Annotated in this window: 17 protein-coding genes; 2 read left to right on the plus strand and 15 right to left on the minus strand. The window is 72.4% G+C overall.

Annotation, left to right across the window (positions count from 1 at the left end):
- Positions 1–49: 49 nt before the first annotated feature.
- The 15 genes from OG946_RS04485 to pgsA form a co-directional block, all read right to left on the minus strand.
- A complete protein-coding gene (locus tag OG946_RS04485; protein WP_326794861.1) occupies positions 50–2,545 on the minus strand; it encodes a RelA/SpoT family protein in 2,496 nt (831 codons plus the stop codon).
- A 160-nt stretch (positions 2,546–2,705) separates the two neighbouring features.
- Positions 2,706–3,254, minus strand: coding sequence for an adenine phosphoribosyltransferase (locus OG946_RS04490; protein WP_326794862.1), 549 nt, complete (start codon positions 3,252–3,254; stop codon positions 2,706–2,708).
- The gene (gene secF, locus OG946_RS04495; RefSeq protein WP_326794863.1) at positions 3,251–4,453 is read right to left on the minus strand and encodes a protein translocase subunit SecF; all 1,203 of its coding nucleotides are present in this window, start codon (positions 4,451–4,453) and stop codon (positions 3,251–3,253) included. The genes OG946_RS04490 and secF overlap by 4 nt, the downstream gene beginning before the upstream one ends.
- A 1-nt stretch (position 4,454) precedes the next feature.
- Positions 4,455–6,236 carry a protein translocase subunit SecD gene (gene secD, locus OG946_RS04500; protein WP_326794864.1) on the minus strand — a complete coding sequence of 594 codons (1,782 nt, stop codon included), beginning with the start codon at positions 6,234–6,236 and terminating at the stop codon, positions 4,455–4,457.
- Between the two features lie 160 nt (positions 6,237–6,396).
- Positions 6,397–6,903: a preprotein translocase subunit YajC gene (gene yajC, locus OG946_RS04505; protein ID WP_326794865.1), complete on the minus strand. Its 507-nt coding sequence runs from the start codon at positions 6,901–6,903 to the stop codon at positions 6,397–6,399.
- 233 nt (positions 6,904–7,136) lie between these two features.
- Positions 7,137–8,180 carry a Holliday junction branch migration DNA helicase RuvB gene (gene ruvB / locus OG946_RS04510; protein ID WP_326794866.1) on the minus strand — a complete coding sequence of 348 codons (1,044 nt, stop codon included), beginning with the start codon at positions 8,178–8,180 and terminating at the stop codon, positions 7,137–7,139.
- Positions 8,181–8,247: 67 nt separating this feature from the next.
- Positions 8,248–8,871 (minus strand): Holliday junction branch migration protein RuvA, encoded by a 624-nt coding sequence (ruvA, locus tag OG946_RS04515; RefSeq protein WP_326794867.1) that lies wholly within the window; start codon positions 8,869–8,871, stop codon positions 8,248–8,250.
- A complete protein-coding gene (ruvC, locus tag OG946_RS04520; protein WP_326794868.1) occupies positions 8,868–9,527 on the minus strand; it encodes a crossover junction endodeoxyribonuclease RuvC in 660 nt (219 codons plus the stop codon). The genes ruvA and ruvC overlap by 4 nt, the downstream gene beginning before the upstream one ends.
- Before the next feature lie 123 nt (positions 9,528–9,650).
- Positions 9,651–10,403 (minus strand): YebC/PmpR family DNA-binding transcriptional regulator, encoded by a 753-nt coding sequence (locus OG946_RS04525; protein ID WP_326794869.1) that lies wholly within the window; start codon positions 10,401–10,403, stop codon positions 9,651–9,653.
- A gap of 71 nt (positions 10,404–10,474) precedes the next feature.
- Positions 10,475–11,068: a pyridoxal 5'-phosphate synthase glutaminase subunit PdxT gene (gene pdxT / locus OG946_RS04530; protein WP_326794870.1), complete on the minus strand. Its 594-nt coding sequence runs from the start codon at positions 11,066–11,068 to the stop codon at positions 10,475–10,477.
- Positions 11,069–11,079: 11 nt separating this feature from the next.
- On the minus strand, positions 11,080–12,000 hold the full coding sequence (gene pdxS, locus OG946_RS04535; RefSeq protein ID WP_326794871.1) for a pyridoxal 5'-phosphate synthase lyase subunit PdxS: 921 nt from the start codon (positions 11,998–12,000) through the stop codon (positions 11,080–11,082).
- A gap of 183 nt (positions 12,001–12,183) precedes the next feature.
- On the minus strand, positions 12,184–12,738 hold the full coding sequence (locus OG946_RS04540; protein WP_047014730.1) for a membrane protein: 555 nt from the start codon (positions 12,736–12,738) through the stop codon (positions 12,184–12,186).
- A gap of 1 nt (position 12,739) precedes the next feature.
- Complete coding sequence (locus OG946_RS04545) at positions 12,740–13,912, minus strand: glycosyltransferase family 4 protein (RefSeq protein WP_326794872.1); 1,173 nt, start codon at positions 13,910–13,912, stop codon at positions 12,740–12,742.
- Positions 13,909–14,775, minus strand: a complete 867-nt coding sequence (locus tag OG946_RS04550; protein WP_326800143.1) for a phosphatidylinositol mannoside acyltransferase — start codon at positions 14,773–14,775, stop codon at positions 13,909–13,911. The genes OG946_RS04545 and OG946_RS04550 overlap by 4 nt, the downstream gene beginning before the upstream one ends.
- Positions 14,776–14,795: 20 nt before the next feature.
- Positions 14,796–15,524, minus strand: coding sequence for a phosphatidylinositol phosphate synthase (gene pgsA / locus OG946_RS04555; protein WP_326794873.1), 729 nt, complete (start codon positions 15,522–15,524; stop codon positions 14,796–14,798).
- A 252-nt stretch (positions 15,525–15,776) separates the two neighbouring features.
- On the opposite strand from pgsA, the gene OG946_RS04560 reads away from it, so the two are divergent.
- Both OG946_RS04560 and OG946_RS04565 read left to right on the plus strand, forming a co-directional pair.
- Entirely contained in the window at positions 15,777–17,975 is a 2,199-nt protein-coding gene (locus tag OG946_RS04560; RefSeq protein ID WP_326794874.1) for an elongation factor G-like protein EF-G2, read from the plus strand.
- Between the two features lie 141 nt (positions 17,976–18,116).
- A complete protein-coding gene (locus tag OG946_RS04565) occupies positions 18,117–19,730 on the plus strand; it encodes a hypothetical protein (protein WP_326800144.1) in 1,614 nt (537 codons plus the stop codon).
- Positions 19,731–19,764 lie beyond the last annotated feature (34 nt).

A 19,764-nucleotide genomic window follows, 5' to 3' on the forward strand; every position in this document is an offset into this window, starting at 1 on the left:
CGTACGGCGGGGCCCCAGTCGTGTACGGGGACGGTGGCGGCGGGTGCGCTCAGTTGTTCCGGGCGGAGGTGACGCGGTACACGTCGTAGACGCCCTCCACCTTCCGTACCGCCTTCAGTACGTGCCCCAGGTGCTTCGGGTCGCCCATCTCGAACGTGAAGCGCGAGGTGGCCACCCGGTCGCGGGAGGTCTGCACGGCGGCGGACAGGATGTTCACGTGCTGGTCGGACAGCACCCTGGTGACGTCCGAGAGCAGCCGGGAGCGGTCCAGCGCCTCCACCTGGATGGCGACGAGGAAGACCGACGACTGCGTCGGCGCCCACTCCACCTCGATGATCCGCTCGGGCTGCTGCGACAGCGACTCGACGTTGACGCAGTCAGCACGGTGCACGGAGACGCCCTTGCCGCGGGTGACGAAGCCGATGATCGGGTCTCCGGGCACCGGCGTACAGCAGCGGGAGAGCTTGACCCACACGTCGTCGACGCCCTTGACGATCACGCCGGGGTCGTTGACCGCCCGGCGCTTGCGGGTGCCGGGCAGCGGCGGGGCGCTCTCCTCGATGTCCTCGGTGGCCGCCTCCTCGCCGCCGAGCGCCTGGACCAGCTTCTGCACCACGTTCTGCGCGGAGATGTGGCCCTCGCCGATCGCCGCGTAGAGCGCGGAGATGTCGGGGTAGCGCATCTCGTGCGCGATGGTGACCAGCGAGTCGCCGGTGAGGATGCGCTGGATCGGCAGGTTCTGCTTGCGCATCGCCCGTGCGATGGCGTCCTTGCCCTGCTCGATGGCCTCGTCCCGGCGCTCCTTGGAGAACCAGGCGCGGATCTTGTTGCGCGCGCGGGGCGACTTGACGAAGTTCAGCCAGTCCCGGGAGGGGGCCGCGCCGGCCGCCTTGGAGGTGAAGATCTCGACGGTGTCGCCGTTGTCGAGCGCGGACTCCAGCGGTACGAGCCGGCCGCCGACCCGCGCTCCTATGGTCTTGTGCCCGACCTCGGTGTGCACCGCGTACGCGAAGTCGACGGGCGTGGCGCCGGCGGGCAGGGCGATCACGTCGCCCTTGGGCGTGAAGACGAAGACCTCGTTGCGGGACAGGTCGAAGCGCAGCGCGTCCAGGAACTCGCCGGGGTCCTCGGTCTCCTTCTGCCAGTCGATCAACTGGCGCAGCCAGGCCATGTCGTTGACCTGCTCGGACTTGCTGCCCCTGCGGGTGCCGGCACCCTGCTGGCGAGCGGCGGCGCCGGTCGCCTCCTGCTTGTACTTCCAGTGCGCGGCGATGCCGTACTCGGCGCGGCGGTGCATGTCGAACGTGCGGATCTGCAGCTCGACGGGCTTGCCCTCGGGTCCGATGACCGTCGTGTGCAGCGACTGGTACATGTTGAACTTGGGCATCGCGATGTAGTCCTTGAACCGTCCGGGGACGGGGTTCCACCGCGCGTGGATGGTGCCCAGCGCCGCGTAGCAGTCGCGGACCGAGTCGACGAGGACGCGGATGCCCACCAGGTCGTAGATCTCGGCGAAGTCGCGGCCGCGCACGATCATCTTCTGGTAGACGCTGTAGTAGTGCTTCGGGCGGCCGGTGACGGTCGCCTTGATCCGGGCGCTGCGCAGGTCCTGCTGCACCTCGTCGATGACGACGGCCAGGTACTCGTCCCGCTTCGGGGCGCGCTCGGCGACCAGGCGGACGATCTCGTCGTACATCTTCGGGTAGAGGATCGCGAAGGCGAGGTCCTCCAGCTCCCACTTGATGGTGTTCATGCCCAGCCGGTGGGCCAGCGGCGCGTAGATCTCCAGCGTCTCGCGCGCCTTCTGCTCCTGCTTCTCGCGGCGCAGGTAGCGCATCGTGCGCATGTTGTGCAGCCGGTCGGCGAGCTTGATCACCAGGACCCGGGGATCCTTGGCCATGGCGACGACCATCTTGCGCACGGTCTCCGCCTGCGCGGCCTCGCCGAACTTGACCTTGTCCAGCTTGGTGACGCCGTCCACCAGCAGGGTCACCTGGTCGCCGAAGTCACGGCGCAGGTCTTCAAGCCCGTACTCGGTGTCCTCCACCGTGTCGTGCAGCAGGCCGGCCATCAGCGTGGCCGGGTCCATGCCCAGCTCGGCCAGGATCGTGGTGACGGCCAGAGGGTGGGTGATGTACGGGTCGCCGCTCTTGCGCTTCTGGCCGCGGTGCCAGCGCTCCGCGACCTGGTAGGCGCGCTCTATCTGGCGCAGCGTCGAGGTGTCGGCCTTCGGGTCGTTCCCGCGCACTATCCGCAGCAGCGGCTCCAGCACCGGGTTGTACGGGCTCTGCCGCTGCACTCCGAGGCGCGCCAGCCGGGCCCGCACGCGGCTCGGGGAGCCGCCGCGGCCGGCCTGCCCGCCGCCGTGCCCCGAGGCCGGCTCGACGCGCGCCGGCGTAGCCGGCTGCGTCCGCCCTTCCGGCGGCGCGGTCCGGCGTCCCGAGCCGTTCTCGGCGGCCCGTGCGGGCAGCGGGCGGTCCGCCGCGCCGGGCTGCCGCTGCTTCTCGGGCGGCGCGGCGGTGGACCGATGAGCCTCGTCTGGCAAGAGCACTCCTTGACGGTGGACGGCCCACGGGGGAGATCCCCGGAACTGCCATGGTATCTGCCGTCGCGCCCGCACCACCCGGCAACCGCCTGACCAGGCCCCCGACCGGGCAGAACGCCGGCCGGCCGGGCTCTACGGACGTGCCGGGGGCCCAGGCGGCTCAGACGGTGACGAGCGCGTCCAGCGGAGCCCCGGCGAGCGCCTGCTCGACCCGCGCCCGGCCGGCCAGGAAGCCCAGCTCCAGCAGCACGGCCACGCCGGTGACGGTGCCGCCCGCCCGCCGGATGAGCTGCACCGACGCCTCCGCGGTACCGCCGGTGGCCAGCACGTCGTCGATGACGAGCACGCGGTCGCCGGGCTGCACGGCGTCGGCGTGTATCTCGATCTCCGCCGTGCCGTACTCAAGGTCGTACGCCTGCCCGAGGGTGGCGCCCGGGAGCTTGCCCGCCTTGCGTACGGGCACGAAGCCGATCCCCGCGCGCACCGCGACCGGCGCGCCCAGGATGAAGCCGCGCGCCTCCAGGCCGACGACCTTCTGCGCACCCTGCTCCCGGCAGACCTCCGTCAGCGCGTCCGTGAGCACGGCGAACGCCTTCGCGTCGGCCAGCAGCGGGGTGATGTCCTTGAACATCACGCCCGGCTGCGGGTAGTCCGGCACGTCCTGGATCCGGCTGAGCAGCAGCTCCCTGGTCCCCTCGGGCACGCTCACCGGCGCTTGCCTCCCGACCGGCCGCCGCGGCTGCCGGAGGGGCGCCCCCGGCCGCGCTGCCGGGACACCGGCTGCTGCCGGCGGCCCTCGGCGCGCGGAGGCCCGACGACGCCCTGGCCCGCGGGCTCGGGAGCACGGGGGTCGTCCTCGGGCTCGTCGTCCTCGACGGCCACCGCGCCCGCGTCGTCCTCGCGCCCGGCCGTCCCCTTCTCGCCGCGGGCGGCGGAACGGGCGTCGGAGGCGCGCCGGGCGGCGACCCGCTTGTTGTGGGCCTGTATGGCGGGGTCGCGCTCCTTGAAGTCGACCACCAGCGGGGTGGCGATGAAGATCGAGGAGTACGCGCCGGCCGCCAGGCCGACGAACAGAGACAGCGCGATGTCGTTGAGCATGCCGCCGCCGAGCACGCCGCCGCCGATGAAGAGCAGGCCGGCGACCGGCAGCAGGGCCACGACGGAAGTGTTGATGGAGCGGACGAGCGTGCCGTTGAGGCTGCGGTTGGCCGCCTCGCGGTAGGTGAAGCCCGTCTGCTTGGTGATGTCCTTCGTGCTCTCCTTGAGCCCGTCGAAGACCACCACCGTGTCGTACAGCGAGTAACCGAGGATGGTCAGCAGGCCGATGACCGTGCCCGGGGTGACTTCGAAGCCGACGATGGTGTAGACGCCGACCGTGATCGTCAAGTCGTGGATCAGCGCGACGAGCGCCGCGAGCGCCATGCGCCACTCGAAGGCGATGGCGAGGTAGATCACCACCAGGACCATGAAGATCGCCAGGCCCTGCCACGCCTTGTTCGCGATCTGCTCGCCCCAACTGGGCCCGACGAGCTGGTCGTTGATGGCCCCGGCGTCGACGTTCAGCTCTTCGGCGAGCGCCGTCTTGACCTTGTCGGACTGCTGCGTCTCGATGCTGCTGACCTGGATACGGAGCTTCCCGCTGCCCAGCTCCTGGACGATCGCCTGGTGCCCCGAGGCCTCCTCGGCGACCTCCTGGGCCTGCGAGACCGAGGTCTCGGTCTTCGGGGTGGTGAAGACCGCACCGCCCTCGAACTCGATGCCCATGTTCAGGCCGCGGATGAAGAAGCCCGCGATCGCGATGATCGTGATGAGGACGGAGACGCCGTACCAGAGGAACCTCTTGGCGACGAAGTCGTAGCCGGCCTCACCGCGGTAGAGGCGGGCGCCGAGGGTGCCGAGCCGCGACATCTCAGACCTCCTTCGGGTTGACGGGACCGGCGGTGCGCGGGCGGCCGCGCAGCGGTGGCCTGGCTCCCAGCCGTTTGGGATCGAGCCCGGACCAGGGGTGACCGCTGGCGAAGAACCGCTTGCGGGCCAGGATGGTCATGACCGGCTTGGTGAAGAGGAAGACGACGACGACGTCGAGGAGCGTGGTGAGGCCCAGGGTGAAGGCGAAGCCCTGCACCTTGCCCACGGTGACCGCGAAGAGCACGGCCGCCGCCAGGAAGGACACGAAGTCGGAGACCAGGATGGTGCGCCGGGCCCGCGGCCAGCCGCGGGCCACCGCGGGGCGCAGCGTGCGCCCCTCGCGGATCTCGTCGCGGATGCGCTCGAAGTAGACGATGAACGAGTCCGCCGTGATGCCGATCGCCACGATCGCGCCGCAGACCGCCGGGAGGTTCAGCGCGAAGCCGATACCGGGGCCGAGCAGGGCCATGATCGTGTACGTGAGGGCGGCGGAGACCATGAGGCTGACTACGGCCACGAGGGCCAGCCCGCGGTAGTACGCGACGAGGTAGATGATCACCAGCGCCAGGCCGACGGCGCCGGCGATGAGGCCCGCCTGGAGCTGTTCGTTGCCGAGGGCCGGCGAGACGGTGGTGACCTCGGACTCCTCGAAGGACAGCGGCAGGGCACCGTACGACAGGACGTTGGCCAGCTCCTCGGCCGACTCCTGGTTGAAGCTGCCGGAGATCTGCGCCCGGCCGCCGGTGATCGACTCGTCGACGGAGGGTGCGGAGACGACCTCGCCGTCGAGCTCGATGGCGAACTGGTTGTTCGGCGGGGCCTGGCCGGCGAGGGTGCCGGTGACGTCGGCGAACTTGTCGGAGCCCTTGCCGTTGAACTCGAGCTGCACGATCCAGCCGGAGCCCTGCTGGGCGTCGTACGTGGCGGAAGCGTCGTCGACGTCGGTGCCCTCGACCTCGGCCGGGCCGAGCGCGTACTTGTACGCGCCCTCGCTGTCGCACGCGACGACGGTGTCGGTCGGCTTGGCGTTCTCGCCGATCTTGGTGCGCTCCTCGGCGTTGGAGCAGTCCAGCGCGTCCAGCTTCTTCTGCACGTCGGCGGAGACCTGGCCGGTGGGCGCCTGCTCGGCCGGGGGTGTCTCGGCGGGCGGCGCCTGCGACTCGGTCGGGCTGGGCGAGTCGTCGGCCTGGGCGAGGCCCTCGGACAGGGCGCGGCCCTGCTCGGTCGCGCCGTCGCTCGGACTGGCGTCGTCGCTCGCCTTGTCGGAGGCGGTCTCGGACGGGGACGGCGAGGAGGAGGCGTCCTTGTCCTTGTCCTTGTCCTTCTCCTTGCCCCCGGACTCCGAGGCGCTGGGCGACGGCTTCGGGGCCTCGTTCACCTCGTACGAGAGCACGGGGCGGAAGAAGAGCCGCGCGGTGGTGCCCACCTGCTCGCGCGCCGTCTTCTGGTCGGTGCCCTTGGGGATGTTGACGATGATGTGCCGGTCGCCCTGGGTCTGGACCTCCGCCTCCTGCACCCCGAGGCCGTTGACGCGGCGCTCGATGATGTTGACGGCGGTATCCATGTTGGTGGAGTTGATCGCGTTCTCGCCGCCCGGCTGGGGCTTGGCCTCCAGCGTGATGCTGGTGCCGCCGGCCAGGTCGATGCCGAGGCGCGGGGCGGTGTGCCCGGAGAGGAACATCCCACCGGTGAGCGCGGCGATCGCGGTCAGGATCAGCAGCAGGGGGCGCCAGGGCCTGCCGTGAGATCCCTGGGACCTGCGGCCCGTTTTGGGTGCTGCCACCTTCTCGATTCTCCTGTCCAGACACCGCGCGGCGGGGCTCGTCGCGCGGTCACGAAGTGTAGCCCCGCGGTGCCGCGAGGCGAAAAGTGACCGGTCCCCCGTTCACCGCGGCCGGCGGCGCCTCCGCACTACGTGCGGGGCCGCCGCCGAAGGGCCGCGGTCACTTCGCGGCGGAGCCGCCGTTCTTCTTTTCGTCCTCGTCCTTGGTGTCCGCGGCCCCGGCGTCGCTTTCGGCGTCGTCGGCCGCGTCCTTCTTGTCGAGGTCGATGCGGTCCGAGGCCTCCTTGCGGTCCTCGGCGTCCTCGTCACCGGTATCGCCGTCGGCGGATCCGGTCAGCGAGGAGGCGTCGTCGGGCGCCGTGATGTCCTCGTCGCCGAACTCCGGAGCGCCGTGCACGATGCGGTTGTATTCGGCGTCGTCCAGGACGGCGCCGATGGAGTTCTTCGCGTAGATCGCGTGTACTCCGGGGGCCACCTCCAGAAGGATGGTGTCCTCGTGGACCTCCTTGACCGTGGCGTACATGCCGCCGATGGTCCGCACGCCGCTGCCCGGCTGCAATTGGTCCCGCATGTTCATCATCTGGCGCTGCTTGTTCTTTGCCGAGCGGGTCATCAGGAACATCGCCCCGATGAGCACGATGAACGGCAAGAGAATCGTGATATCCACGGTGTCCGGGTTTCCTTCGTAGGACCGCGTTCGCCACGGCCTCGTTCTGGGGGGCGGGGGTACCCTCCGATTCCGGAAGGCGTCGGCGGAGTCTAAGCGAGTTCCGCCGTGTGAACAACGCCCAGCATGTCACCCGGGTTCCGTAACAGGCGACTCCCCGCGCCGCCGCGGGTACCCGCCGGGGCACCCGCGCCGCCGGCCCCCGCAGAGCCCCGCCGGGCGCGGCGGGGCGCTCAGAACACGGTCTGCTGCATGCCGCCGCCGGGCTGCGGGGGCGGGATGCCCAGGTGGGCCCAGGCGGCCGGGGTGGCGACGCGGCCGCGGGGCGTACGGGCCAGCAGCCCTTCGCGTACGAGGAACGGCTCGGCGACCTCCTCGACGGTCTCCCGCTCCTCCCCCACCGCCACGGCCAGCGTGGACAGCCCGACGGGGCCGCCGGAGAAGAGCTTGAGCAGGGCGCCGAGGACGGCCCGGTCGAGGCGGTCGAGGCCGCGGTCGTCGACCTCGTAGACCTCCAGGCCGCGGGCGGCGATCTCGCGCGTGATCACGCCGTCGGCCTTGACCTGGGCATAGTCCCGCACCCGGCGCAGCAGGCGGTTCGCGATGCGGGGGGTTCCGCGGGAGCGGCCGGCGATCTCGGCGGCGCCGGCTGCGTCCACGGCGACGTCGAGGAGGTGGGCGGAGCGGTGCAGGACGCGCTCCAGCTCGGCCGGCGAGTAGAACTCCATGTGCCCGGTGAAGCCGAAGCGGTCGCGCAGCGGCGGGGGCAGCAGCCCCGCCCGGGTGGTGGCGCCGACCAGGGTGAAGGGGGGCAGCTCCAGCGGGATGGCGGTGGCGCCGGGGCCCTTGCCGACGATGACGTCGACGCGCAGGTCCTCCATCGCCATGTAGAGCATCTCCTCGGCGGGGCGGGACATGCGGTGCAGCTCGTCGAGGAAGAGCACCTCGCCCTCCTGGAGGGAGGAGAGGATCGCGGCGAGGTCGCCGGCGTGCTGGATGGCGGGGCCCGAGGTGATGCGGATCGGGGCGGCCATCTCGGCGGCGACGATCATCGCGAGGGTGGTCTTGCCGAGGCCGGGGGCGCCGGAGAGCAGCACGTGGTCGGCGGCGCCGCCGCGCTGGCGGGCGGCGCGCAGCACCAGGTCGAGCTGCTCGCGCACCCGCTCCTGGCCGACGAACTCGGCCAGGTCCTTCGGGCGCAGCGCCGTCTCCACCGCCCGGTCGTCGGCGTCGGCGGCCGAGTCCACCAGCCGCGGGTCGGCGTCCTCCCAGGTCATCGTGGATCCGTCCGTCGTGGTTCGGTTGCTGTCGCGATGCGTCGTACGCGCCGGGGGCCGGGCGCCGTCATCGGGCGCGGTTCAGGGTCTGCAGGGCGGCCCGCAGCAACTGCGGCAGCGGCGGGGGCGCGGCGCCGTTCTCCTCCGCCTGCGGGGCGACGGCGGTGACGGCCTCGTCGGCCTCGCGCGGCGCGTACCCCAGGCCGGTGAGCGCGGCGTGCAACTGCTCGCGCCAGCCGGCGGCCGCGGCGGCGCCGGCCTGCCTGCCGACGAGGCCGCTGCTGCCCAGCGGCTCGCCGAGCCGGTCCTTCAGCTCCAGCAGCAGCTTCTGCGCGCCCTTCTTGCCGATGCCGGGAACGGCGGTCAGCGCCTTCTCGTCGCCGGTGGAGACGGCGAGGCGGAGGGCGTCGGGGCGGTGCACGGCGAGCATGGCCTGGGCCAGCCGCGGGCCGACGCCGCTGGCGGTCTGCAGCAGCTCGAAGACCTGGCGCTCGTCGTCGTCGGCGAAACCGTAGAGGGTGAGGGAGTCCTCCCGGACGACGAGGGAGGTGGCCAGCCGGGCGTCCTTGCCGACGCGCAGCGTGGACAGGGTGTCGGGCGTGCACTGCACGGCCATGCCGATGCCGCCGACCTCGATGACCGCGGCGTCGGGGGCGAGGGCGGCGACGGGGCCGCTGACGAAGGCGATCATGCGGGGTCTCTCCGGATCTCGCGGTCCCGGGGCTCCGGGCGGTCCTGGCCCGCGCGGCCGGCGCGCGGGGCGCTCTGGCCGGCCGGGCGGGCGGTGCGCCGTACGCCGGGGGCGGCGGCACGGGCGGCCGTCCCGGCGCGCGCGGGTGCGCCGGCGGCACGCGCGCGCAGCAGGCGGTCCTGGACGGGGGCGCGCCACAGGTGGCAGATGGCCAGCGCCAGCGCGTCGGCGGCGTCGGCCGGCTTGGGCGGGGCGTCGAGCCGCAGCAGCCGGGTGACCATGGCGCCGACCTGCGCCTTGTCGGCGCGGCCCGAGCCGGTGACGGCGGCCTTGACCTCGCTGGGGGTGTGCAGCGCAACGGGCAGGCCGCGGCGGGCGGCGCAGAGGATGGCGACGGCGCTGGCCTGGGCGGTGCCCATCACCGTGCGTACGTTGTGCTGGCTGAAGACCCGCTCGACGGCGACGGCCTCGGGCCGCTGCGCGTCCAGCCACTCCTCGATGCCGCGCTCGATGAGCAGCAGCCGCTCGGGAGTCGGGGCGTCGGACGGGGTGCGTACGACCCCGACGGCGACCAACCGCAGCGCCCGGCCGGCCGCTCCGTCCACGACGCCCACACCGCACCGCGTGAGCCCCGGGTCCACTCCGAGCACCCGCACCGGCCGCCCCCTCTCGTCTGCCCGCGTACGTGTGTGCAGGCTACCGGCCGGCACCGACAGCGCAGCCGAAGGGCCCGCCGGATGTCGCCATCCTGCGGGCCCCTCACGGCATGCGCGTACGGCTCAGGCGGAGGCCTTCTCCATGACCTCGTCGGAGACGTCGAAGTTGGCGAAGACGTTCTGGACGTCGTCGCTGTCCTCCAGGGCGTCGATGAGCCGGAAGATCTTGCGGGCGCCCTCCTCGTCCAGCTCCACCTGCATGGTGGGGACGAAGTTGGCCTCGGCCGAGTCGTAGTCGATCCCGGCGTCCTGCAGCGCGGTGCGGACCGCGACCATGTCGCCGGCCTCGCTGAGCACCTCGAAGGACCCGCCCAGGTCGTTGACCTCCTCGGCGCCGGCGTCCAGCACCGCGGCCAGCACGTCGTCCTCGCCCAGCTCGCCCTTGGGGACGATCACCACGCCCTTGCGGTTGAACAGGTACGACACGGAGCCGGGGTCGGCCATGGAGCCGCCGTTGCGCGTCATGGCGACGCGGACGTCGGAGGCGGCGCGGTTGCGGTTGTCCGTCAGGCACTCGATGAGCACGGCCACGCCGTTGGGGCCGTAGCCCTCGTACATGATCGTCTCGTACTCGGCGCCGCCCGCTTCGAGACCGGCGCCGCGCTTGACGGCGCTGTCGATGTTCTTGTTCGGGACGGACTGCTTCTTGGCCTTCTGGATCGCGTCGTACAGCGTGGGATTTCCGTCGGGGTCGGCTCCCCCCTGCCGCGCCGCGACCTCGACGTTCTTGATCAGCTTGGCGAAGAGCTTTCCTCGCTTGGCATCGATCACGGCCTTCTTGTGCTTGGTGGTTGCCCACTTAGAGTGGCCGGACACAGCCCCGCTCCATTCCGCGTTCCGCGCATTCGACTAACCGGCAACGAACTCGTCGATCCTACCGGTGCCGGTCAGGCCGCCCGGCGCACCATATCCGCGAAGAGGGCGTGCACGCGGTGGTCGCCGGTGAGTTCGGGATGGAACGAGGTCGCCAGCAGCGGACCCTGCCGGACGGCGACGGGATGCCCGCCGACCTCCGCCAGCCGCTCCACCCGGGCGCCGGTGGACTCCACCCACGGCGCCCGGATGAAGACGCCGTGCACGGGGCCGCCGGGGACGCCGGCCACCTCCAGCGGCACCTCGAACGACTCGTTCTGCCGGCCGAAGGCGTTGCGGCGCACGATCATGTCGATGCCGCCGACGGTCTCCTGCCCGGAGCGCGGGTCGAGGATCTTGTCGGCCAGCATGATCATGCCGGCGCAGGAGCCGTACGCGGGCATCCCCGCCCGCACCCGCTCGCGCAGCGGCTCCAGCAGCCCGAAGGCCACGGCGAGCTTGGACATCGTGGTGGACTCGCCACCGGGGATGACCAGGCCCGAGACCTCCGCCAGCTCCGCCGGCCTGCGGACCGGCACGGCGCTCGCGCCGGCCGCTTCGAGGGCGGCCAGGTGCTCGCGTACGTCGCCCTGGAGGGCGAGGACGCCGATGGCGGGGGCGGTGCCCATGGCTGCCGACCTCACCAGCCCCGGCCGGCGTAGCGCTCGGCGTCGTCCAGGGTGTCGAGGTTGATGCCGACCATGGCCTCGCCGAGGTTGCGGGAGGCGTCCGCGACGACCTTCGGGTCGTCGTAGAAGGTGGTGGCCTTGACGATGGCGGCGGCGCGCTTGGCGGGGTCGCCGGACTTGAAGATGCCGGAGCCGACGAAGACGCCCTCGGCGCCGAGCTGGCGCATCAGCGCCGCGTCGGCGGGGGTGGCGACGCCGCCCGCGGAGAAGAGCACGACGGGCAGCTTGCCGAGCTTCGCGACCTCGGCGACCACCTCGTACGGGGCCCGCAGCTCCTTGGCGGCGGCGTACAGCTCGTGGCTGTCCAGGCCGCGCAGGGCGCCGATCTCGTTCTTGATCTGGCGCAGGTGGCGGACGGCCTCGACGACGTTCCCGGTGCCGGCCTCGCCCTTGGAGCGGATCATGGCGGCACCCTCGGCGATCCGGCGCAGGGCCTCGCCGAGGTTGGTGGCGCCGCAGACGAAGGGGGTGGTGAAGGCCCACTTGTCGGAGTGGTTGACCTCGTCGGCGGGGGTGAGCACCTCGGACTCGTCGATGTAGTCGACGCCGAGCGCCTGGAGGATCTGGGCCTCCACGAAGTGGCCGATGCGGGACTTGGCCATCACGGGGATGGAGACGGCCTCGATGATGCCCTCGATCATGTCGGGGTCCGACATGCGCGCCACGCCACCGTCCTTGCGGATGTCGGCGGGCACCCGCTCCAGGGCCATCACCGCGACGGCACCCGCGTCCTCGGCGATCTTCGCCTGCTCGGGGGTGACGACGTCCATGATCACGCCGCCCTTGAGCTGCTCGGCCATGCCGCGCTTGACGCGTGCGGTGCCGGTCTCGGGAGCCGACGGCTGGGGGGCGGAGCTGGGCGTGCTGGACACGGTGGAACCTCGCTCGGTGAGGGATGCGGTGTGGATGTATGGGTGGCGTACGGTGCGCTGCTTCCATCGTAAACACGTTCGGACACCGGGCCCGAACGCGCGCCACCATCAAGGAAACCCCAGGCGGGAGGGGTCGGGAAAGAGCCAATCGGCAAGCTGTGGCCGCCCGGCCGGCGGCGCGGGTCAGCCCGCGGGGGCGCGGTCGGTCAGCGCCGGCGGCGGCTCGTCGTCCATCTCGACCGCCAGCGGGAACGGCGCGTGCCCGGCCAGCCGGAACCAGCGCACCTTGCGGTGCCGGCGCAGCGCCCGCGCCGCCCGCACCGCGTCGTTGTGGAAGCGCCGCGCCATCGGCACCCGCCGCGCGGCCTCCGCCAGCTCGTGTACGGCCTCCTCGCCGCCCGGCGCCCCGCGTACCGCCTCCACCTGCTCCGGCGCCTCGAAGACCGCCCGCAGCGCCTGGCTCAGCTCGCTCTCGGCGACCTCGCGCTGGTCCTCCTCCGCTTGCCGGGCGGCGTGCGCGGCCTCGTAGAGCACGATCGAGGCGGCCGGGTCGAGCACGCCGCTGGTGGCCAGCTCCTGCGCCACCGAGGCGCGGCGCAGCAGTTGGGCGTCGAGGGCCGCCTTGGCGGCGTCGATGCGGGTGTGCAGCCGGTCGAGCCGGCCGGCGGTCCAGCTCAGGTAGACGCCGATCAGGCAGAGCCCGACGGCGACGAGCAGCAGGGTCAGGGCGGTCGACACGTCATGCCTCCCGGTCGCGGGCGGGGCCGAAGCGGGCCGCCCAGCGGCCGGCGCGCTCGTCCTCCGCCACCGACGCGGCGCCCTGGGTCACCGTCTCGTACACCGCCAGGATGTCCGCGCCGACGGTCGACCAGTCGAAGCGCTGTACGTGCCTGCTGCCGCGCTCGCGCAGCTCGGCCCGGCGGGCGTCGTCCAGCAGCAGCCCGGCCGCCCGCCCGGCCAGGTCCCCGGCGTCCCCGCGGGCGAACACCTCGCCCGCCGTGCCGCCGTCCAGCACCTGCACGAAGGCGTCGAGGTCGGCGGCGAGCACCGGTGCGCCCGCGGACATCGCCTCGACGAGGATGATGCCGAACGACTCGCCCCCGGTGTTCGGCGCGACGTACAGGTCGACGCTGCGCAGCAGCCGCGCCTTGTCCTCGTCGCTGACCATGCCGAGGAACTCCACCCGCTCGCGCACCTCGGGCGCCAGGTGCCCGGCGACCTCGGCCGGGTCGCCGCGCCCGGCGACCAGCAGGCGGGCGTCCGGCACCCGCTCCAGGATCCGCGGGAACGCCTCCATCAGTACCGGCAGTCCCTTGCGCGGCTCGTCGATCCGGCCGATGAAGCCCAGCGTGCGGCCCTGCCACGCGGCCTTGGGGCCGGCCCCGGCGAAGAAGGAGACGTCGACGCCGTTGGGGATGACGACGGCGTCGCCGCCCAGGTGCTCCACCAGGGTGCGGCGCGCGTACTCGCTGACCGCGATGCGCGCGCTGATCTTCTCCAGGGCCGACTGCAGGATCGGGTACGCGGCGATCATGCCGCGGGAGCGCGGGCTCGACATGTGGAACGTGGCCACGATCGGCCCCTTCGCCGCCCAGCAGGCCAGCAGGGCGAGCGACGGCGCGGCCGGCTCGTGGATGTGCAGCACGTCGAAGTCGCCGTCGCGCACCCAGCGGCGCACCCGGGCGGCGGACAGGAAGCCGAAGTTGATGCGCGCCACGGATCCGTTGTACGGCACCGGGACGGCGCGGCCGGCCCAGACGACGTACTCGGGCAGCGGGGTGTCGTCGTCCGCGGGCGCGAGGACGGAGACCTCGTGGCCGGCGGCGCGCAGGTGCTCCGCCAGGTCCCGGACGTGGAACTGCACTCCGCCGGGCGCCTCCCAGGAGTACGGGCAGACGATCCCGACCCTCACCGCGACTCCAGGTCCGCCAGCCAGAAGCGCTGGAGCATGTGCCAGTCCTCCGGGTGCTCGGCGATCCCGGCGGCGAAGTCGTCGGCCATCGCCTGCGTCATCGCGGCGGTCTTCTCGGCACGGGTGCCGGTCGCCGGCGCCTCGACGGGCGCGTGCACCTTCCCTTGCAGGACGGGAGAGTCGTCGTACCAGAGCGTGACGGGCAGCAGCAGCGCGCCGGTCTGCTGGGCGAGCAGCGCGGGTCCCGCGGGCATCCGGGCGGCGGAGCCGAAGAAGTCCACCTCGACGCCGGTGGTGGACAGGTCGCGGTCGGCGACCAGGCACACGAGACCGCCGCCGCGCAGCCGCCGGGCGAGGGTGCCGAAGGCGCTCGCGCCGCCGTGCGCCAGCACCTCCATGCCCAGGCTCTCGCGGTATGCGACGAAGCGGTCGTACAGCGACTCCGGCTTCAGCCGCTCCTGCACGGTGGTGAAGGGGACCCCCAGCTTGGTGGTGACCCAGGCGCCCGCCAGATCCCAGTTGCCCATGTGCGGCAGCGCGAGGATCACGCCGGTGTCACCGGCGAGACCGTCCTCGAGCCAGTGCACGTCCCGGGGGTCGAAGCCGTCGCGGACGCGCTGTTTGCTCCAGGCCGGCAGCCGGAAGGACTCCATCCAGTAGCGCATGTACGAGCGCATGCCGGCCCGGCTGAGTTCCGCCAGCCGCTCGGGCCCGGCGTCCGGGACGACGCGGGCGAGGTTCGACGTCAGCCGCCGTACGCCCTTGCCGTCACGGCGCCAGGCGGTGTCGGCGATGCGCCTGCCGAGGGCGGCGGCGGCGGGCTCGGGCAGCCGTTTCACGGCGCCCCAGCCCAGGCCGTACATCCCGTCGGTCAGGCGCTCCCTCACGCGCTCTCCTGGTCCGCCGGCGCGGACTCGGACTCGGACTCGGACTCGGGGCGCGGGCCGCCGCGCGGCGCGGGCGGCGGCAGCGGGTCGGCGGCGTCCTTCTCCGCCGCCTCCCGGTGCACGGTCACCATCCGCTGGAAGAGCGTGACGGCGCTGCCCGCGGCGACCGCCCACAGTGCGATGGGCAGCAGGAGGTCGATGTGCGGGATGCCGAAGGTGCGCTCCATGCCCGCGAAGCCGGCGAGCACCAGGGTGATCACCAGCCGGTCGGCGCGCTCCATCAGGCCGTTGACCTTCACCGGCAGCCCGATGCTCTCGCCGCGGGCCTTCGTGTACGAGACGACCTGGCCGCCGGCGAGGCAGAAGATCGCCACCGCGCACATCACGAGGTCGTCGCCGTCGCCCGCGTACCAGAGCGCGATGCCGCCGAAGACGGCGGAGTCCGCGGCCCGGTCGAGCGTCGAGTCCAGGAACGCGCCCCAGCGGCTGGAGCGGCCGGACTGGCGGGCCATGGTGCCGTCGATCAGGTCGGAGAAGACGAAGAGGGTGATGATCACCGTGCCCCAGAAGAACTCCCCGCGCGGGTAGAAGGCCAAGGCGCCCGCCATCACCCCGAGGGTGCCCACGAAGGTGACGGTGTCGGGGCTCACGCCACGACGCAGCAGCATCGCGGCGATCGGTGCGAAGACACGCGTGAAGATCGCACGCGCGTACTTGTTCAGCATGGCCGTCCCAGGGTCGCCGGTCGGCGGGCCCCCGCGGCTGGCCGGGGGGGCTCGTCGGTGGAAGTCGCTCAACGTAGCGCAGCCATCGTAGCCAGCGCCCCGGCGGGGCCGCGCGGGCCGTACGCCCCTGACCGGCCGGGCCGTACGCACGTCCGGCCGGTCGCCGTTTCCGAAGCCGTCCGTGCTATGGACGGGGTCTGACCGCGGTGCAAAGCTCGAATGCACCGCACGTGTCAGACGGAGGCGAGACACATGGGTGACAAGGCAAACGCACACCCCGGAGCCGCCGGCAGGGCAGCGGCGGCCGCCCGGCCCTCCGACATTCGGAACGTGGCGCTGGTCGGCCATAGCGGATCCGGTAAGACGACGCTGGTGGAGGCGCTGGCGCTGACCACGAAGGCGCTCACCCGGGCCGGCCGGGTCGAGGACGGCGGCTGCGTATCCGACTACGACGAGATCGAACAGCGCCAGCAACGCTCGGTGCAGCTCTCGCTGGTCCCGGTGGAATGGGACGGCATCAAGATCAATCTGTTGGACACCCCCGGCTACGCGGACTTCGTCGGGGAGCTACGGGCCGGTCTGCGCGCCGCGGACGCGGCCCTCTTCGTCGTCTCGGCCGCGGACGGCGTGGACGGAGCGACCCGGATGCTGTGGGACGAGTGCGCGGCGGTCGGGATGCCGCGGGCGATCGTCGTCACGCATCTGGACGCCGCCAGAGCCGACTTCGACCAGATGACGGAGACCTGCAGGGAGGCGTTCGGCGGCGACGACCCCGACGCCGTGCTGCCGCTGTACCTGCCGCTGCTCGGCGAGCAGGCGGCGGACGGCCATGCGCCCGTCCACGGGCTGATCGGCCTGCTCACGCAGCGCGTCTTCGACTACACCTCCGGCGCCCGCGAGGAGAGACCGCCTCGCGAGGAGGAGCTGCCGCTGATCGAGGAGGCGCGCAACCGGCTCATCGAGGGCATCATCTCCGAGAGCGAGGACGAGTCCCTCATGGAGCGCTACCTCGGCGGCGAGGACGTCGAGGTCAAGACGCTCGTGCAGGACCTGGAGAAGGCCGTCGCGCGCGGGGTGTTCCACCCGGTGCTGGCCGCCGCGCCCGCCGCAGACGGCGGCACGCAGGGTCTCGGCACGGTCGAGTTGCTTGAGCTGATCACCGGCGGCTTCCCCACCCCGCCGGAGCGCCGGATCCCCGACGTGACCACCGTGCGCGGCGAGGAGCGCGCGGGGCTGGCCTGCGACCCCGCCGGGCCGCTGGCCGCCGAGGTGGTCAGGACGTCCTCGGACCCGTACATCGGCAGGCTGTCACTGCTGCGCGTCTTCTCCGGCACGCTGCGCCCCGACCAGACGGTGCACGTCTCGGGGCACGGCATGGAGGACCGTGGCCACGAGGACCACGACACCGACGAGCGGATCGGCTCGCTGACCGCCCCGTTCGGCAAGCTCCAGCGCCCGCTGGACGCGGCGATCGCCGGCGACATCGCCTGCGTCGGCAAGCTGAACGGCGCGGAGACCGGCGACACGGTGTCGGCCAAGGAAGAGCCGCTGCTGATGGCGCCGTGGGTGATGCCCGACCCGCTGCTGCCGGTGGCCATCGAGGCGCACACCAAGCAGGACGAGGACAAGCTGTCGCAGGGCCTGGCGCGGCTGTGCGCCGAGGATCCGACGATGCGGCTGGAACAGAACGCCTCGACCCGGCAGCTGGTGCTCTGGTGCCTGGGCGAGGCGCACCGCGACGTGGCGCTGGAGCGGCTGCGCACGCGGTACGGCGTGCAGGTCGACTCGGTGGACCACAAGGTGTCGCTGCGCGAGACGTTCTCCGGCCGGTCGGCGGCGCGCGGGCGGCACGTCAAGCAGTCCGGCGGCCACGGGCAGTACGCCATCTGCGAGATCGAGGTCGAGCCGCTGCCGGAGGGCTCGGGCATCGAGTTCGTGGACAAGGTGGTGGGCGGCGCGGTGCCGCGGCAGTTCATCCCGTCGGTGGAGAAGGGCGTACGCGGCCAGGCGGTCAAGGGCGTGGCCACCGGCTATCCGCTGGTCGACGTGCGGATCACGCTCGTCGACGGCAAGGCGCACTCGGTGGACTCGTCCGACGCCGCGTTCCAGACGGCGGGCGCGCTGGCGCTGCGGGAGGCCGCGGCGCAGGTGCAGATCCATCTGCTGGAGCCGGTCGCCGAGATCGGCGTACTGGTCGCCGACGAGTACGTGGGCCCGGTGATGAGCGACCTGTCCGGGCGGCGCGGCCGGGTGGTCGGCACCGAGCAGGCGGGCGGCGGCCGGACGCTGGTGCGCGCGGAGGTGCCGGAGTTCGAGATCGGCAGGTACGCGGTGGATCTGCGCTCCCTGTCGCACGGCACCGGCCGGTTCGACCGCTCGTACGCCAGACACGAGCCGATGCCGCAGCAGTTGGCGGCGAAGATCCGTGATCGGCAGGCCCGCGACGGTTGACCGCGGCTAGGCTGGGGCACATTGGTGGTCGGGCCCGCTTGCCCGCGGGCCCGGCCCCACCACCGGGGCGGACGCGCGGCGTTGGGGGCGGCAGTGGCAGGTTCTGAGGGGCTGGAGTTCGACTTCGCCCCGCGCGCACAGGTGCCGCTCTCGGGCGCCCAGGGTCAGACGGCGGCGACGCACGCGCTCGCCTCCACGGCGTACCGCGACAGCGCCGTCACCAAACTCCTCGACGCCAACAACGACTGGAGCAAGTCGGACTTCAAGAAGGGCCGGCTCTCGCTCTTCGAGCCGAACCTGGGCGAGGCGTTCGCGCGCGCCGTCACGGTGCGCATGCTCGCCGACGGCCGCAAGCCGCTCATCCAGTCGTTCGGCACGGAGCCGCAGGCGGTGCTGGAGCACTGCCTGGCGGCCAACCGCTATCGCAAGGAGCGCGACACCAGGCTGACCGTGGTGATGGGCGTCTTCGGGCTGCTGTTCCTGCCCGGGGTGCTGCTCTGGCTCGGCGTCTTCCAGCTCCGCCGCACCCTGGCAGGCGCGTCGGACAAGCGCGTCGGCGCGGTGGGGTACGTGCTGCTGGGCCTCATCGGCGTCGCCGCCATCTACCTCTTCATCACGATGCCGCTCGACGGCCTGCTCTACATCTATCTGCGCGGCCTGCTGGTCGCGCCGATCATAGGCTGGTTCTGGGCGAACCGGATCTGCGAGAAGTACGCCAAGGGCCTGCGCGAGCACTGGACGGCGCTGCTGTCCGGCGGCGGCCTCGGCGCCAAGATCCCCGAGGCGGTGCCGAGCAACCCCGGCGAGGCCAGCGCGGAGCGGCTGCGGCTGGGCCTGGCGAAGCTGTCGGCGGAGCAGCACAGCAACGTCGTCTTCTACGCGGGCCCCAAGGGGATACTCGGCATGGGCACCCGCTGGGGCGCCTGGCACCTGGCGGAGGACCTCAAGCCGAAGGAGTCCGGCGGCGAGATCAACCCCTTCCGCAGTTGGGACGTCGTCAAGGCGGTGCACGACCAGTTGCGCATGCTGGAGCGCACCCCGCTGCACACCGGCGGCTTCCCCGCACCCGCGATAAAGCACTGGATCGTCGCGCCGATAGGCGAGGGCGCGGGCGAGGTCGCCCGGCCCGGCGGCGCGATCGTCGACGGCTATTCCGTACGGGACTTCGAGGTCCAGCGGATCTGCAACGAGCAGCAGTTCGGCGCGGGCAACCGGCACTATCTGGGCGTGCAGTTCACGCTCTGGGACGGCCAGTTGGTCATCACGCTGCTGGTCTCGGTGACCGTGCTGCACCAGACGCTGCGCATCGAGGTCACGGGGCACGCGCTGGGCCCGGTGCACCCGCTGTTCACCAGCAAGCCCAGCCGCGAGACGAAGACCGTGAGCGGCATGAAGTTCTGGGAGACCAAGGAGAAGCCGCTGCCGCTGGTCCGCACCCGCGAGGTGGTGCGACTGGCCGCGCGGGCGCCGTTCACCTGGTATCCGCCGCTGCTCGACTACCTCGGCGGCAAGCTGAAGCTCCCCGAGCCCTTCGGGCTGCGGCACGTGTGGGCGGACAAGCCGTGGCGGCACCGCTTCATGGCGGACGACGCGCTGCGCACGGCGACGCCGGTGCTGCGGGTGGTCCACCAGGCCGCGCTGCGGGTGCTGGAGGAGAACAACGTGGACACGACGAACTTCGCCGGCCGGTCGATGGCGCTCAGCGGGATGGTGCAGGGCGCGGAGCCGCAGCGGGCGGACGTGTACGACGCCTGACGGCGCGCACGGCACACGCGGGCGGGGGTTCCGC

This window comes from Streptomyces sp. NBC_01808 (assembly GCF_035917395.1).
GTDB lineage: Bacteria > Actinomycetota > Actinomycetes > Streptomycetales > Streptomycetaceae > Streptomyces.